This is a genomic window from Streptomyces sp. CBMA123, from assembly GCF_014596465.1.
In the GTDB taxonomy this organism is placed as follows: Bacteria; Actinomycetota; Actinomycetes; order Streptomycetales; family Streptomycetaceae; genus Kitasatospora.
The window spans coordinates 1-14,169 of the sequence record NZ_MECK01000134.1; the positions used below are offsets into that span (position 1 = coordinate 1).

The following is a 14,169-nucleotide window of genomic DNA, read 5'->3' on the forward strand; positions in this document are numbered from 1 at the left end:
CTCGGCTCCGGCCGGCCGGGCCCCGGCGCGACCGCGCCGCGGACCGCGCTGGAGGCCCAGCTGACCGAGGTCTGGGAGGAGGTCCTCGGCACGGCGCCGATCGCCGTGGACGACGACTTCTTCGAACTCGGCGGCGACTCGCTGACCGCCGTCCGGCTGGCCGCGGCCTGCCGCGCCCGGCTCGGCGCCGACGTCCGCCAGCGCACCCTGTTCCAGGCGCCCACGGTGGCCGCGCTCGCCGCCGAACTCGACCGCGCCACCCCGGCGGACGGCCCGGCCCCCACACCGGGGGAGACCGACGGGGGAGCGGCCCCGGCCTCCTACGCCCAGCAGCAGATGTGGCTGCTGCACAAGCTCGCCCCCGGCTCCCCCCGGTTCAACGAGCCGGTGGTGCTGCGGATCGCCGGACCGCTGGACACCACCGCGCTGCACACCGCGCTCTCCGGCCTGGTCGCCCGGCACGGCGCCCTGCGCACCGTGTTCGCCACCGAGGACGGCCTGCCGGTGCAGCTGCCGCGGGAGCCGTACCGGCCCGACCTGCCGCTGCTGGACCTCACCGGCCACGGCGAGGAGGCGGCGGCCGAGGCCGTCGCCCGGCTGGTGCGCGAGCCCTTCGACCTGACCCGCGGCCCGCTGCTGCGGGCCACCCTGGTCCGCCGGGGCGCCGAGGACCACCTGCTGGTCCTGGTCCTGCACCACATCGTCTTCGACGGCCGCTCGATGGAGGTCCTGTTCGACGAACTCGGCCCGCTGTACGCGGCCGCGCTCGCCGGTACCGAGGCCGAACTGCCGGCCCCCGCCCCGGACTACCGGGACTGGGCCCGCGCGCAGCGCCGGCAGGCCGCCGAACAGGGCCATGACGCCCAGCTCGGGTACTGGCGCGAGCAACTGGCCGGCGCCCCGGCGACCACCCGGCTGCCCGCCGCCCCGGACGCGTCGGCACCGGCCCCCGGCCGCGGCGCGGTGCACACCTTCGCCGTGCCGGCCCCGCTCACCGCCCGGCTGCGGGAGCTCGCCGGGGCCGAGCGGGCCACCCTGTTCATGGTCCTGCTGAGCGCCTTCTACCAGCAGGTCCACCACGCCACCGGCGCCCGCGACCTGGTCGTCGGCACCCTCACCTCGGGCCGGGACCGGCCCGAACTGGACGGCGTGGTCGGCATGTTCGTCAACACCCTGAGCCTGCGGACCGAACTGGAGCCGCACCGCCCGTTCCGCGAGCTGCTCACCCGGGTGCGCCGCACGGTGGGCGAGGCGCTGGCCCACCAGGACGTGCCCTTCGAGCGGGTCGTGGAGGAGCTGCGCCCCGCCCGGGGGCGCGGGCACAGCCTGTTCTTCCAGCTGATGTTCACCTTCGGCAGCACCCCCGCCCGGGGGCCCGAACTGCCGGGCGCCGTCACCACGGTGGTGCCCTGCGACACCGGCACCGCGAAGTTCGACCTCAGCCTCGCGCTGGACGAGGACGGCGCGGGCGGCCTCACCGGCCGGCTGGAGCACGACCTGAACCGGCTCGGCCCGGAGGCCGCCCGGCGGCTCGCGGACGACTACCTCGCCCTGCTGGAGCGGGCCGCGGCCGACCCCGGGCACCGGGTGGGTGCCGAATGACCCGCCCCGCGCCGCGGTCAGGCCGGGCCGCGTCCCTCCGGGGCGGGCAGCCGGCGGGTCACCTCGGCGACCAGCGCCCGCTCGTGCTCGCGCAGGTAGAAGTGCCCGCCGGGGTACGTCAGCACCTCGTGGCCGGCGGTCGTGACCTCGGCCCAGCTGTCCAGCTCGGCCACCGGGCAGGCCGGGTCCTGCTCGCCGCCGAACGCGGTGACCGGCACGTCCAGCGGGTCGGTGGGCGCGTCCGGCCGGTAGCGGTCCAGCATGGTGTAGTCGGCGCGCAGCGAGGGCATCAGCAACTCCCGCATGTCCGGGTGCTCGTAGAAGTCGGCGTCGCTGCCGGACAGCACCCGGACCACGGCGATCAGCGAGGCGTCGTCCAGGCCGGGCCGGCGGCGGTCGCCGTAGCCCACGTGCGGTGCGCCGCGGCCGGAGACCAGCAGTCGGGCCACCGGCTGTCCGTCGTCGCGGAGGTTGCGGGCGGCCTCGTAGGCGACCGCCGAACCCATGCTGTGCCCGAACAGCACCAGCGGCAGCCCGGTGTGGGCCTTCAGGGCCCGGGCCGCCCCGGCGGCCAGCTCCGGCAGGGACTCGACACAGGGCTCGGCGATCCGGTTCTGCCGCCCCGGGTACTGCACGGCCAGCATCTCGACGCCGGGCGGCAGCAGCTGCGGCCAACCGAGGTAGCTGGTCGCCGTGCCGCCCGCGTGCGGGAAGCACACCAGCCGCACCCGGGCGTCCTCGACCGGGTAACGCCGGAGCCACGGGTCGGAGTTGTCCACCTTCGGATGCCGCGGCACGACCATGACCACCCCGTTCCGGCCCGCGTCCCGCAGCCCCCGGTGGGCGGGAGGACGGCCGGCCACTCGATCAACGGCGTCACCCTACCAACCGGCGACGCCCCGCCGACCGGTCACTTTCGCCCCGAGCCGACCTGGAGCACCGCATGAGCACGGTACCGACCGACCACTGGACACCCTGCACGGTGATCGACCAGAAGCGCCTGTACGACCTCTACACCTCCGTCCCGACGGCGGAGGGGTACCGGGAGATGGTCGGGATGGAGGACCGCTGGATCGGGGCGATCGCCGAGGGCCTCCGCCGCACCGCCCCGGAGTTCGCCTCCCACTCCGAACTCCTGCGGGAGCTGTCCGCCTTCCTGGCGCGGGAGGGCACGGCGGCCTCCGACGGCCACCGCTTCCTCGCCGAGGAGGCGACGCTCGACCAGTTCCGCGTGGTGGTCAGCGAGTTCGCGATGGACGGGCTCACCGAGTCGCTCAACCTGCTGCCGGTGGTGCCGCGGCTGCCGTACAAGGCCGGCATGGCCGTCTTCCGCGTGATGGTGGACGAACTCGGCTGCGGCAACGACGACCAGGCGCACTCCGAGCTGTACCGCGAGCTGCTGCGCGAACTGGACCTGCCCACCGAGGTGGAGGCGTACCGGGCCGGCTCCAGTGCGCAGGCCCACGCCTACGTCAACATGTTCCACTGGCTGGCCTCGCGGGCCGAGACGCCCGAGTACTTCCTCGGCGGCTACGCCTACTTCGAGGCCAGCGTGCTGTACGGGTTCCGCAGTTTCGCCCAGGCCGCCCGGCGGCTCGGCCTGAAGTCGGGCAGGTACTACACCGAGCACCTCTACATCGACACCTACCACAGCAAGCAGATGCGGGTGGCGATCCGGGAGACCCAGGCGGCCGGCGGACTGGACCTCGCCAAGGTGTGGGCGGGCGTCGAGCTGACCAGCGCCATCGTCGGCGACGCGACGGAGACGGCGATCGCCCTGGCCCGGGAGGCGGGACGCGCATGACCGAGACCGTTGCCGAGGCCGTTGCCGAGACGGTTGCCGAGACCGCCCAGGAGCCGAGGGTCCAGCAGGTCAGCGAGCGGCTGATCCTGGTCGAGGCCGGCGGCCGGCGGCTGATCACCGACGCCGCCTGCCCGCACCGCAAGGGCCTGATGCGCTACGGGCACCTGGACGCCGACCGGATGCTGCTCCGCTGCCCGCTGCACCACTCCGCCTTCGACCTGCGGGACGGCGGCCGCCGGGTCGCCGGCCCGGCCTGCGCCGCGCTGCGGATCCTCGCGGACCTGCCGGAAGGCGCACCGGTGCCCCCGGAGGCCGAACTGCGCCGGCTGGAGGGCCGGCTCGATGCGGGGGACTGACCGGGGCCGCACGGCGGACCGGCCACCGGCCGGTCCGCCGCGCCGGCCGGCCGGCTCAGCCCGCCGCGACCTCGGCGGCGGGTCGGCCGTCGTGCTCGGCGAGTTCCGCGACCAGGACGGCCCGCAGCTCCCCGTACGTCGGCGCGAGCGCGCGCACGCCCGCGATCACGGCGTCGTCGTCCTGGACGACCAGCGGGTACTGGAGCCCGCCGACGATCCGGGCCTGCCGGCCCAGCACCTCGGCCGCGTTCCGGAAGCCGATCCCGGCCAGGGCGGTCGAGGCGTCCGACAGCCGGCGGGCACCGGCCCGGACGGCGAACTTCTCCATCACCTGCCGGATGTCCGGGTCCAGGCCCTCGGCCACCTGCTCGGCCAGCCGCTCCAGACCGGCCGCGGTGCCGAGCGAGCCGGGCGGCATGTCGGCGGCACCGGTGCTCCGGCCGCTCAGCAGCTCCACGGCGCGCGGCAGCGAGGCCCGCAGGGCCTGCGCCTCGGTGGTCTCCCGGACGCGGGTGAAGCCGGTGCGCAGCACGAACGGCTGCTCCACGTAGTCGATCTTCTCCGCCTGCCAGGCGGCCAGGAAGGCCGGTACCGGCAGGGTCGCCCAGGGGTGGCCGTGCGGGTCGTGGAAGACCACGGTGTCCCCGTCGACCGCCACCACCAGCACGTAGTGGTCGGCGCCGATCGCCTCGCCGGAGCCGGGCTGCTGGAGCAGCAGGCCCATGTCCAGCGGCCCCGCCAGCACCGGCCCCCCGGCGACGGCCGCGCGCAGCCGCCGCTCGGCCTCGTCGGGGTCGTCGCCGGCACTGCGCAGGCACTCCCAGCCCAGCAGTCCGATCGCCGCGTCCAGGCCCTGCTCCGGGTCCCAGCCGAAGGGGTCGAAGAACGGCAGCACCCCGTCGATCAGCTGGAAGCCGAACGGTGACCCGGTCAGCACCTCCAGCACCGGCGCACCGGGCGCACCCGGGCCCAGCGCCATGGCGAGCGAGTTGGAGAAGCAGTACGGGCCGGAGCCGATGTAGGGGAACAACACGACCTCATCACCTGGAACTTGACAGCACGTTCCCGCTCACCTTAGGCACCCGCGCCTGACCTCCACCACTCGGCACGAACCGCACCACCCCACCGGAAGGACTTGATCATGCACGCTTTCATCATGGCCGGCGGCAAGGGCGTCCGGCTGCGGCCCTACACCACCGCGCTGCCCAAGCCGCTGGTCCCGATCGGCGACCAGCACGCGATCCTGGAGATCGTGATGCGCCAGCTCGCGGCGGCCGGCTTCACCAAGGTCACCCTCGCGATCGGCCACCTCGGCCACATCATCCGCGCCTACGTCGGCGACGGCACCCAGTGGGGACTGGAGGTCGAGTACGCGGTCGAGGACAGCCCGTTGGGCACCCTCGGCCCGCTGGTGATGATGCGGGACCGCCTCCCCGAGCACTTCCTGGTGATGAACGGCGACATCCTGACCTCGCTGGACTACGCCGCCGTCCTGGAGCGGCACCGGACGGCCGGCGCCCCGCTGACCATCGCCACCCACAACCGCCAGGTGAACATCGACTTCGGCGTGCTCACCACCACGGACGACGGGCACGTCACCGGCTTCCGGGAGAAGCCCAGCCTGGCCTACCAGGTGTCCATGGGCGTCTACGGCCTCAGCCGCACGACCCTGGAGGGCTACCTGCCCGGCCTGCCGCTCGGCTTCGACGAACTCGTCCTGGACCTGCTGGAGCGGGGCACCCACCCGGCCACCTACCAGTTCGACGGCTACTGGATGGACATCGGCCGCCCCGAGGACTACGACCGGGCGAACACCGAGTTCACCACCCACCGCGAACTGCTGCTCGGCCGCCACTGACCCGGCGCGTCCGCCCGTTCCCCCGCCCGCACCCGCCTCCTGCCCGCACCCCGAACCCCTGCCCGCATCCGCCCCCGCGGGTGCGGGCAGGGTCGTGGTGGTGGGCGTTTAGGATCGATTCGTGCCCACACGTCGAAGCAGCGGACCGCTGTACCTCCAGATCGCCCGCCGGATCCAGGACCGCATCGACGCCGGTCAGTACGCCCCCGACACCCGGCTGCCGAGCGAGAACGAGTTCGCGGCCGAGTTCGGCGCCAATCGGCTGACGGTCCGTCAGGCCGTCGCCGAGCTGGCCCGGGCCGGCGCGATCGAGATCCGCCGCGGTGTGGGCACCTTCGTCCGCCGCCCGGTGCTGCGGCACACCGTCGACGTCACGGTGGACCCGGCCAGCGCCAGGATCGACGTGGGCAACCGGAGCGCCGGCCTGCCGCCGACCGCGCTGCGCGGCGCGGAGGAGCGGGTGCTCGCGCTCACCGCCGCCCCGAGCACCCCGGCGGACCAGCTCGCTGCCGCCCAACTCGACTGTACGGTCGAAGAGTTGACCAGAATCGACGCGCTGGCCCGGATCGACCGCCGGCCCTGGGTGGTCAGCAGCTACTGGACCGCCACCGAACTGCTGGGCCCGGCCGCGGCGGAGCTGGCCGACCCCGGGCCGTCCCGGGACGTGACCGAGGCCGTCACCCGGGCGATCGGCGTCGAGCTCGAGGTCGACTGGCGGGGCTTCAGCGCGATCGCGGCGGACATCGCGGACGCCGAGCGGCTCGACGTCCCGGCCGGCACCCCGCTGCTGGTCCGCGAGGGCGTCAACTGCGCCCCGGACGGCCGCCCCGTCCTCTACCTCCGGCGCCGCGCCATCGGCGACGGCACCACCTTCGTCCTGCACTACCGCGACGGCCGGGCCGCGCCCCGGGGCCGGGAGTAGGGCGTCGAGGCCCGGGTGATCCCGGCGGCCCTCCCCAGGCCCTCCGCCCGGGCCGACCCCGGCCACGCCGAAGCCCTTCTCGGCGCCATCGGCGACCCCCGCCTCGGCGACGCCCCAACCGCCCCCCACCTCTGATCCGACACCTCTGATCCGAGAGGTCCTCGCCGCCTGCCCGGCCATTGCCCTCGGTGGCGGTCGTCCCGGCGCCAACTCGGCCCGGCCGTACGGGCCTTGCTCCGTCGCTCCGGCGGGGTGACGGGTCAGAGTACGGCGAGCCGGTCCACCAGGAGGTCGGCGAGCCGGCGGGTGGTGACGGCGTCCCAGCCCTGCTGCTCGGCGAGTTCGCGGGCGGTGGCGACGATGAGGCGTTCGCGTTCCGCCCGTTCGCGTTGCTTTCGTTCCTGTACCGACATGACCCGATCCTAGCACTGCTAGACAGTGGAGCGGCAGCAGTACTAGCATTGCCTCATCAGCTAGCGGCACTAGATGTCCGGAGGGGTCATCATGCTCAGCGCACTCGAGGTGTTCACGACCGTGGTCGTCGGGGTGATGGTGGGGGTGGAGTTCTCCGTCGCCTTCGTCATGAACCGGATCTTCGGCGCACTTCCCGAGGACAGCGGCCAGCTCGCCCGCGCCCACGGCGGCCGGATGCTCGGCGCGGTGATGCCGGTCTGGTACATCTCCTCGCTCGTCCTCGCCGGCGCCTGGGCCGCCGCCGGATGGCACCACCACGGCACCGGTCTCGTTCTCACCGCCGCGGTGCTGCTGATCGTCAGCGTGATCATGTCCGTTCTGCTGCTCGTCCCGATCAACAACCGCAGCAAGACCTGGACTCCGGAGAACCGGCCCGCCGACTGGAAGGAGCAGAGCGACCGCTGGGACCGCTACCACTACGTCCGCGTCGCCGTCATCATCGCCGCCTTCGCCCTGCTGGTCACCGCCCTCGTCTGAGCCCGCCGGCTCGGACCCTCGCAAGGAGACACCGATGTCGCTCAAGACCGTCAACACCGCCCTGACCACCGCGGGCGTCCTCTTCATCTTCTACTTCGGGGTGTCCTTCATCGTGACCCCCGAGACCATCGCACCGGGCTTCGGCCTGCCGAGCCGGCCCTCCGGCGACGGCGGCGGCTTCCTGGTCCTGAAGGGGGTCCGCGACGTCGGGGACGGCCTGATCCTGAGCGCCCTGCTGCTGACCGGTCAGCGCCGCGCCCTGGCCTGGGCCCTGCTGGTCGGGTCCTTCATCCCGTTCGGCGACATGACCACCGTGCTCGCCCACCACGGCTCCACCGGCGCCGCGTTCGGCGTCCACGGCCTGACCGCGGTCGGAATGGTCGTCACCGGCCTGCTGACCCTGCGCGAGACCCGCCAGGCCGCCGCCGCCCCGGTGTCCGCTCCGGTCCCCGCCGCGGCGGGTTGAGCGCAGGGGGCGTGCGGCCGGACCGCTCACCCCGCGCCGTCCCGCGCCCGGAACGCGCGGAGCCCCCGCCTGGGCAACCAGGGCGGGGGCCGACGGGCCGTCAGGCCGCAGGGGTGAGGAGGGGGTCGGTGTGGGTGAGGGTGGCGCCGAGGCGGTGGAAGGTGTCGAGGGCGGCGGTGTGGCCCTGGAGGGAGAGGGCGGCGACGGCGTCCTCGACGACGGTGGTGGGGTAGCCGAGGGAGACGGCGGTGCGGACGGTTTCGCCGACGCCGTACTCGGTGGCGATGCCGGCGATGACGAGGCTGGTGGCGCCGAGGCGGGTGAGGCGGTCGGCGAGGTCGGTGCCGGCGAAGGCGTCGATGCCGTACTTGGTGACGACCTCGTTGCCGGGGCGGGCGGCGACCTCGGGGGCGAAGCGGTTGAAGGCGGAGTCGGGGCCGCCGTCGCTGCCGTCCGTGCGGGCGTGGCGGACCAGCACGACGGGCAGGCCGGCGGCCTCGAAGGCGGACTTCAGCCGGGCGGCGGAGCGGACCACGGCGGCGCCGGGGAGCGGGGCGACCGGGCGGCTGACGATCCACTGCTGGAGGTCCACCAGCACCAGGACGGTGCCGGGGGTGAGGGCGGCGGGGGCGTGGGACATCGGGTTCCTCGGGTGGGTCGATCGGTGGCTGGTCGCTCGCTCGACGGTCGCCGGGCGGACGGCGTTCGGACGGACGGGCGGACGGCGGACGGTGTTCCGACGGACGGTCAGCCGGCGGTGACGTCGCCGGCGCCCAGGTGGCCGGTGCGGGCGCCGTGGTCGAGGACCTCGATGCCGCTCAGCCCGAGGTGTCCGACGGCCGGGAGGTAGGCGGCCTCCAGGGCGGCGCGGCCGAGCCGGTGGAGCCGTGGGTGGCCTCGCTCTCGGCGAACGTGGCGCCGTTCGCTGATGCCGGTCTCGCGGTGGATCCACTCGGCGGTCACGCCGGCCCGGGAGCCGACCAGGGTGGTGTCGACGGCGGTCGCGGGCAGGTGTGACCCGGTGCCGAGGATTCCGACGGACGACGCGTGCTCCTGCGCAGCCTGCCGTGATCGATACAGTATCAGAGGCCTGACTCAGGTCAATATCTTGGACAGTATCGCAATACTGCGCAATAGGTGAGTTCTCCGGCTGTGTCCGCAGCATGGGATGGCCGGGGTCGGAGGGTGATCCGGGCCCGGATGCGGGAAAGGCCGCCCCCTCGGCGCCCCGGGTGGTGATCGGGCGTCCAGGGGGCGGCCTTCCGCCCGGTGCCGTGTCGGTGCCGTGCGGCTCAGTCGGTCTTGCGCAGCGCCGCCGCCGAGCGCTCCAGCAGCTCGCGCAGCTGGGCCTGCTCGCCGTCGTCGAACGCGTCGGCGAGCCGCTGCTCCACCCCGCGGGCCAGGACGTCGGCCTTCTTCGCCAGCGCGCGGCCGGAGCGGGTGAGCTTGGCCACCAGCACCTTCTGGTGCACGCTCGACGTCTCACGGGTGATGAGGCCCTTGTTCTCCAGGTTGGTCAGGATCGTCGTCATGGTCTGCGGCGTGACCATGCACTCCCGGGCCAGCTGGGCTCCGGACATCCCGGTCGACTGCTGGAGTACGAGCAGGGTGACGTACTGCGGCACCGTCAGGTCGACGGTGCGCAGCGCGCGGGTCTTCTCACCGATCAGCGCCTGCTCGGCCCGCTTGATGGCATGGCCCAGGCGGTCGTGGAAGTCGAGCGGTGCTGAGTTCGGCTGGTTGGAACTGTTCTCGGTCACAGTGATCGCATCCCTGGCTGCCCCCGCTGCGGATTATTCGGACTTTACGGTACATCAGTGGGCTGATCAGTCGCTACGCACGAACTGAGTCGAGCCGACCGGGTCGGCGTCCGGAGCGGTCACCCCCGCCACGGCGCGGCCGTAGCAGCGAGCGGAACACCACCACCTCCTCCGCCGGGAGCGAACTGACCAGCCGTTGTTCGGCGGTGTCTTCGGCTGCCTCCCCCCGGACGGCCGGCGTCCGCCCCTCCTTGGTCAGCCACGCGGTGAAGACGTGCGCGCGACCTCGGTCAGGCCGATGCCGCGGACCGGGCCGGCCTCGACCAACTCGGCCATCGCACCCCAGGACTCGACCAGCGGGACGTCCGGGTGGACCCGGTGCAGGTGTACAGGTCGACGTGGTCGGTGCCGAGGCGCTTGGGCGAGGCGCGGATCGCGGCGTGGATGTGTTCGGGCCTGCCGTTGCGGTACATCGGCCGGTCCGGCTCCAGGGCCAGCCCGACCTTGGTGGCCAGGATGGCGCGCTCGCGGCGGTCGGCCAGGGCGCGGCCAGCAACTCCTCGTTGGTGAAAGGGCCGTAGACGTCGGCGGTTGTCGAGCAGGGCGATGCCGTGGTCGAGGACGCGGTGGACCACCTCGACCTTCGGGCTTCGGGCTTCAGGGCTGGTGGGGGGTGGTGCGTGGGCGGTACGGGAGGTGTCCGGAAGTGGAGCGGTCCGGGCGGGGCGGCGGGTTCACCGCGCCTTCCCGGACCGGTCGCTCGGGTCCGGCTGGTCGCGTCGGGTGTCAGCGACCGGCGCCGACCGGCTCGGGTGCCCCCTCAGCCTCCTCGGCCTCCGGGGCAGTCACCGCGGCCGACCCGGCGGCCTGGCGGTCGCGGAGCATCACGGCGATCAGCGGGGCGCTGAGCGCGGCGACGCCGGCCAGGATCCACAGCACGGTGCGCAGCGCGTCGGTGTAGCCGTCGGCGAGGAAGGTGTGGAAGGCCTCGCGGCCGGCCGCGGCGACGCCGGACTCCGGGTCGGCGAGGTCGCCCTGGGCGACCTTGGCGGCCAGCCCGTCCGGGTTGCCGGTGAAGCCGCTGCCGTAGGAGTCGAGGTTCTCGGAGACGTCGGAGCTGACCAGGCTGACCAGTACCGAGCCCAGGCCGGCGATGGCGATGGCCTCACTGGCCAGACGCATGGTGTTGAACATGCCCGCGGCCATGCCGGCGCGCTCCGGCGGGACGGAACCGATCGCGGCGCCGTCCAGCAGGCCGAAGGAGATGCCGACGCCGGTGCCGATGATCAGGAACGGGCCGATCAGGCCGGCCACGCCGATGCCGGGGTGGATGGTGGTGAGCCAGGCGGAGCCGCCGGCGACCAGCAGCAGGCTGACGGCCAGCAGGGTGCGGACCGAGATCCGCTGGGCGAGGCGCCCGGCGATGATCGGGAAGACCAGCACGGGGGCGGTGAGCAGCAGCATCACGGCGCCGGCCTCGGAGCTGGTGAAGCGGTTGGCGCCGATGAAGTAGGAGGGCAGGAAGACCAGCAGGCAGACGAAGCCGAAGGCCAGCGCGACGGGGACGAGGCAGATCGCGACGAAGCGGCCCTGGGTGAACAGGGTCATGTCGAACATCGGGCGCTCCTGGCGCAGTTCAACCAGCACGAAGAGCGCGAGCAGCAGCACGAAGCCGGCCAGCAGGCCGAGCACGACGGGGCTGGTCCAGCCCTGCTGGGGGCCCTCGACCATGGCGAGGGTGACCAGCGCGAGGCTGGTGGTGAAGGTGACGGTGCCGCCCCAGTCGACGCCGCGGGCGCCGGGGTCACGGGACTCGGCGATGCGCGGCAGGGCCAGCAGCAGCGCCAGGTCGATTGCCGCGTGCAGGAGGAAGACCGAGCGCCAGCCGAAGGAGGAGACCAGTAGGCCGGAGGTGGAGGGGCCGAGGGCGAGCCCGACGCCGAAGGATGAGCCGAGGATGCCGAAGGCCTTGGCCTGGGCGGGGCCGGAGAAGGTGGTGGCGAGCACGGCGCTGCCGGCGGTGAGCACCGCGGCGGCGGCCGCGCCGGCCAGCAGGCGGGCGCCGTCCAGCAGGTGGATGTTGCCGCTGAGGCCGCTGACCAGGGAGCAGAGGCCGAAGAGTGTGATGCCGATGCCCAGCATCCGGCGGCGGCCGACCAGGTCGGCGATGGCGCCGCAGGCGAGCATGAAGCTGGCGAAGGTCAGGTTGTAGCCGTTGACCACCCACTGGAGCGGTCCGAGGCCGGCGCCCAGGTCGGTGGCGATCTTCGGCAGGGCCACCGAGGCGCCGGTGAGCGAGGCGGGGAGCAGCCCGCCGGCGATGCACACCGCGGCGAGCGTGGTGCGTGGGTAGCTCTTCATGGGTCGAGGACTCCGATGTCGAAGGTGTCGGTGGTGCCGGCGCTGTCGACGGGCAGGTGTCGACGCGTTCGATGGAAAGCAAGGGCCCTGTTTAGTATCAGAGCTCTTATTTATGACAGGGGACGCTATAGGTTCGCCGAGGCGGGCGTCAAGGCGATCGGTTGGCCGGAAGTCGGGATTCCTGAGGAAGTCCTGATGAGAAACAGAGTTCTAAGCTGTCTATGGATGCTGATGCTGACCTGCCGTCCGACCTCCCGTCAGGGAGGCGGGAGAGGAATGCCATCCGGGCCTGTCGGGCCCGCCTCCTGGGCCCGCCCCGTGGGGCGCCTCCGCCACTCGACGGCGTCGGCGCTTCGTCGTTCGTCGTGCCCCCGACGGCCGCTCCGGGTTACGGTGACCGAACGAACCGAAGCGAACCGCACCGGATCGAACCGGTGCGGCCGAATGGACGAGGGCGGGTCGATGGAACGAGCGGTGGACGGGCGCGGGCCGCGCCGACTGGCACGGATCGCCCTGTTGTGCGCGGTGGCCGCCGTCGTGGCGCTCGCGTTCACCGGCCCGCACGGGCTGCTGGTGCTGCTCGCCGAATTCGTCGGGCTGGCGGTGGCGGCCGTCGGCGCCTGGTGGGCGATCACCCACCGGGGCCTTCCGCGCCTGCTCGGCATCGTCCTGGCCCTCGGCGCGCCGATCGCCGCCCTGGTGCTCGCCCTCAACGCCGAGGTGCTGCTGCTCGTGGTGACCGCCCTGGCCCTGTGGCTCGCCGCACTCGCCTGCGCCCGCGCCGCGCTGCGCGCCGCCCGGCCACCACGGCCGATGCCGGTGCGGGAGATCCCGCCGCCGCGACAGCCCGTCCTGATCATGAACCCGAAGTCCGGCGGCGGGAAGGTCGAACGCTTCGACCTGGTCCGGCGCGCCGAGGAACTGGGCGCCCGGGTGGTGCTGCTCGACCCGTCCGCGCCGCAGGACGTCGCCGAACTCGCCCGCCGGGCGATCGCCGAGGGCGCCGACCTGCTCGGCGTGGCCGGCGGCGACGGCACCCAGGCCCTGGTCGCGGCCGTCGCCGCCGAGCACGGCCTGCCGTTCCTGGTCGTCTCGGCCGGCACCCGCAACCACTTCGCGATGGACCTCGGCCTCGACCGCGACGACCCCGCCACCTGCCTCGACGCCCTGCGCGACGGCGTCGAACTCACCGTCGACCTGGGCCGGGTCGGCGACCGGACCTTCGTCAACACCGTCTCCTTCGGCGCCTACGCCGAGATCGTGCAGAGCCCCCAGTACCGTGACGCCAAGACCGCCACCGCCCTGGACACCCTGCCCGACCTGCTGGTCGGCGACGCCGGCAGCCGCCTCACCGTCCGGGCCGACGACCACCGCATCGACGCCCCGCAGGCCCTGCTCATCAGCAACAACCCGTACGCCGCCCCCGACCCGGTCGATCTCGGCCGCCGCCCCCGTCTGGACAAGGGCGTCCTGGGCGTCCTCGGCATCCGCGTCGACGGCGCCGCCCAGGCCGCCGAACTCGCCCTGCTCGGCGAACGGGCCGCCGGGCTGACCCTGCTGTCGGCCCGCCGGGTCACCGTCGACGCCGATGCCCCGGAGATCCCCGTCGCCGTCGACGGCGAGGCCCTGACCCTGCCCACCCCGGTCGTCTGCACCCTGGACCACCGGGCCCTGCGGGTCCGCGTCCCGCGCGAACGCCCCGGCGCGGACCCGGACCAGCAGGCCCGCTCCCACCGGCTGGACTGGCGCGACGTCACCCGCCTGGCCCTCGCCCGGGCGGACTCGCACACCGGTGGGCGTCCGTGACCGGCCCCGTCCTGCGCGACCTCGCCGCCCTCGACGGCGCCGTCTACGCCGCCGTCGCCGCCACCCCCACCCCCCCCCCCCCCCCCCCCCCCCCGCCCCCCCCCCCGCCCCCCCCCCCCCCCCCCCCCCCCCCCCCCCCCCCCCCCCCCTTCCCCCCGGGCCGCCACGGCCGCGGCCGAGCTCGGAGCCCGCGATGGTGACGATCTCGACGCCCTGCTTGCGCAGGTGGGTGTTGGTGGTGGTGTTGCGCTCGTAGCCGACGACGACGCCGGGGGCGAGGGCG

15 protein-coding genes and 2 pseudogenes are annotated in these 14,169 nt (G+C 73.9%); 8 read left to right on the top strand and 9 right to left on the bottom strand.

Annotated features, from left to right (window positions below):
* On the top strand, positions 1–1,602 hold a 1,602-nt coding region (locus tag BG452_RS17040; protein WP_223242334.1), incomplete at its 5' end, for a condensation domain-containing protein.
* Positions 1,603–1,619: 17 nt separating this feature from the next.
* On the opposite strand, the gene BG452_RS17045 is transcribed toward BG452_RS17040, so the two are convergent.
* Positions 1,620–2,405, bottom strand: a complete 786-nt coding sequence (locus tag BG452_RS17045; protein ID WP_188305156.1) for a thioesterase II family protein — start codon at positions 2,403–2,405, stop codon at positions 1,620–1,622.
* A 140-nt stretch (positions 2,406–2,545) separates the two neighbouring features.
* Here BG452_RS17045 and BG452_RS17050 point away from each other — a divergent pair, with 140 nt between their 5' ends.
* Positions 2,546–3,406 (top strand): iron-containing redox enzyme family protein, encoded by an 861-nt coding sequence (locus BG452_RS17050; protein WP_188305157.1) that lies wholly within the window; start codon positions 2,546–2,548, stop codon positions 3,404–3,406.
* The gene (locus tag BG452_RS17055) at positions 3,403–3,762 is read left to right on the top strand and encodes a Rieske 2Fe-2S domain-containing protein (RefSeq protein WP_188305158.1); all 360 of its coding nucleotides are present in this window, start codon (positions 3,403–3,405) and stop codon (positions 3,760–3,762) included. The genes BG452_RS17050 and BG452_RS17055 overlap by 4 nt, the downstream gene beginning before the upstream one ends.
* 55 nt (positions 3,763–3,817) lie before the next feature.
* Here BG452_RS17055 and BG452_RS17060 read toward each other — a convergent pair whose 3' ends face one another.
* Positions 3,818–4,792, bottom strand: coding sequence for a hypothetical protein (locus tag BG452_RS17060; RefSeq protein ID WP_188305169.1), 975 nt, complete (start codon positions 4,790–4,792; stop codon positions 3,818–3,820).
* Between the two features lie 111 nt (positions 4,793–4,903).
* Between BG452_RS17060 and BG452_RS17065 the strand changes: the two genes are divergently transcribed.
* Both BG452_RS17065 and BG452_RS17070 read left to right on the top strand, forming a co-directional pair.
* The gene (locus BG452_RS17065; protein ID WP_188305159.1) at positions 4,904–5,620 is read left to right on the top strand and encodes a sugar phosphate nucleotidyltransferase; all 717 of its coding nucleotides are present in this window, start codon (positions 4,904–4,906) and stop codon (positions 5,618–5,620) included.
* Between the two features lie 121 nt (positions 5,621–5,741).
* Positions 5,742–6,542, top strand: coding sequence for a GntR family transcriptional regulator (locus BG452_RS17070; protein ID WP_188305160.1), 801 nt, complete (start codon positions 5,742–5,744; stop codon positions 6,540–6,542).
* Between the two features lie 290 nt (positions 6,543–6,832).
* On the opposite strand, the pseudogene BG452_RS17075 reads toward BG452_RS17070, so the two are convergent.
* Positions 6,833–6,955: pseudogene (locus BG452_RS17075) on the bottom strand (TetR family transcriptional regulator); the annotation flags it as partial.
* Between the two features lie 91 nt (positions 6,956–7,046).
* Here BG452_RS17075 and BG452_RS17080 point away from each other — a divergent pair.
* Both BG452_RS17080 and BG452_RS17085 read left to right on the top strand, forming a co-directional pair.
* Positions 7,047–7,493 carry a DUF1772 domain-containing protein gene (locus tag BG452_RS17080; RefSeq protein WP_188305161.1) on the top strand — a complete coding sequence of 149 codons (447 nt, stop codon included), beginning with the start codon at positions 7,047–7,049 and terminating at the stop codon, positions 7,491–7,493.
* A gap of 34 nt (positions 7,494–7,527) precedes the next feature.
* Positions 7,528–7,959, top strand: coding sequence for a DUF4267 domain-containing protein (locus BG452_RS17085; RefSeq protein ID WP_188305162.1), 432 nt, complete (start codon positions 7,528–7,530; stop codon positions 7,957–7,959).
* A 100-nt stretch (positions 7,960–8,059) separates the two neighbouring features.
* On the opposite strand, the gene BG452_RS17090 is transcribed toward BG452_RS17085, so the two are convergent.
* From BG452_RS17090 to BG452_RS17110, 5 genes are all read right to left on the bottom strand, one after another.
* On the bottom strand, positions 8,060–8,599 hold the full coding sequence (locus tag BG452_RS17090) for a cysteine hydrolase family protein (protein ID WP_188305163.1): 540 nt from the start codon (positions 8,597–8,599) through the stop codon (positions 8,060–8,062).
* 107 nt (positions 8,600–8,706) lie between these two features.
* The gene (locus tag BG452_RS17095; RefSeq protein WP_188305164.1) at positions 8,707–8,922 is read right to left on the bottom strand and encodes a hypothetical protein; all 216 of its coding nucleotides are present in this window, start codon (positions 8,920–8,922) and stop codon (positions 8,707–8,709) included.
* A gap of 329 nt (positions 8,923–9,251) precedes the next feature.
* Complete coding sequence (locus BG452_RS17100) at positions 9,252–9,719, bottom strand: MarR family winged helix-turn-helix transcriptional regulator (RefSeq protein WP_188305165.1); 468 nt, start codon at positions 9,717–9,719, stop codon at positions 9,252–9,254.
* A 290-nt stretch (positions 9,720–10,009) separates the two neighbouring features.
* Entirely contained in the window at positions 10,010–10,354 is a 345-nt protein-coding gene (locus BG452_RS17105; RefSeq protein WP_188305166.1) for an aldo/keto reductase, read from the bottom strand.
* Between the two features lie 151 nt (positions 10,355–10,505).
* Positions 10,506–12,080, bottom strand: coding sequence for an MFS transporter (locus BG452_RS17110; protein WP_188305167.1), 1,575 nt, complete (start codon positions 12,078–12,080; stop codon positions 10,506–10,508).
* A gap of 462 nt (positions 12,081–12,542) precedes the next feature.
* Here BG452_RS17110 and BG452_RS17115 point away from each other — a divergent pair, with 462 nt between their 5' ends.
* On the top strand, positions 12,543–13,886 hold the full coding sequence (locus tag BG452_RS17115; protein WP_188305168.1) for a diacylglycerol/lipid kinase family protein: 1,344 nt from the start codon (positions 12,543–12,545) through the stop codon (positions 13,884–13,886).
* 156 nt (positions 13,887–14,042) lie between these two features.
* Here BG452_RS17115 and BG452_RS45700 read toward each other — a convergent pair.
* A pseudogene (locus tag BG452_RS45700) lies at positions 14,043–14,169 on the bottom strand (arginine deiminase family protein); the annotation flags it as partial.

Excerpts from the sequence above, each read along its gene's own strand:
- BG452_RS17080 (WP_188305161.1), top strand. The coding sequence starts at position 7,047 with ATGCTCAGCGCACTCGAGGTGTTCACGACCGTGGTCGTCGGGGTGATG.
- BG452_RS17090 (WP_188305163.1), bottom strand. The coding sequence starts at position 8,599 with ATGTCCCACGCCCCCGCCGCCCTCACCCCCGGCACCGTCCTGGTGCTG.
- BG452_RS17050 (WP_188305157.1), top strand. The coding sequence starts at position 2,546 with ATGAGCACGGTACCGACCGACCACTGGACACCCTGCACGGTGATCGAC.
- BG452_RS17065 (WP_188305159.1), top strand. The coding sequence starts at position 4,904 with ATGCACGCTTTCATCATGGCCGGCGGCAAGGGCGTCCGGCTGCGGCCC.
- BG452_RS17085 (WP_188305162.1), top strand. The coding sequence starts at position 7,528 with ATGTCGCTCAAGACCGTCAACACCGCCCTGACCACCGCGGGCGTCCTC.
- BG452_RS17045 (WP_188305156.1), bottom strand. The coding sequence starts at position 2,405 with ATGGTCGTGCCGCGGCATCCGAAGGTGGACAACTCCGACCCGTGGCTC.
- BG452_RS17110 (WP_188305167.1), bottom strand. The coding sequence starts at position 12,080 with ATGAAGAGCTACCCACGCACCACGCTCGCCGCGGTGTGCATCGCCGGC.
- BG452_RS17115 (WP_188305168.1), top strand. The coding sequence starts at position 12,543 with ATGGAACGAGCGGTGGACGGGCGCGGGCCGCGCCGACTGGCACGGATC.
- BG452_RS17055 (WP_188305158.1), top strand. The coding sequence starts at position 3,403 with ATGACCGAGACCGTTGCCGAGGCCGTTGCCGAGACGGTTGCCGAGACC.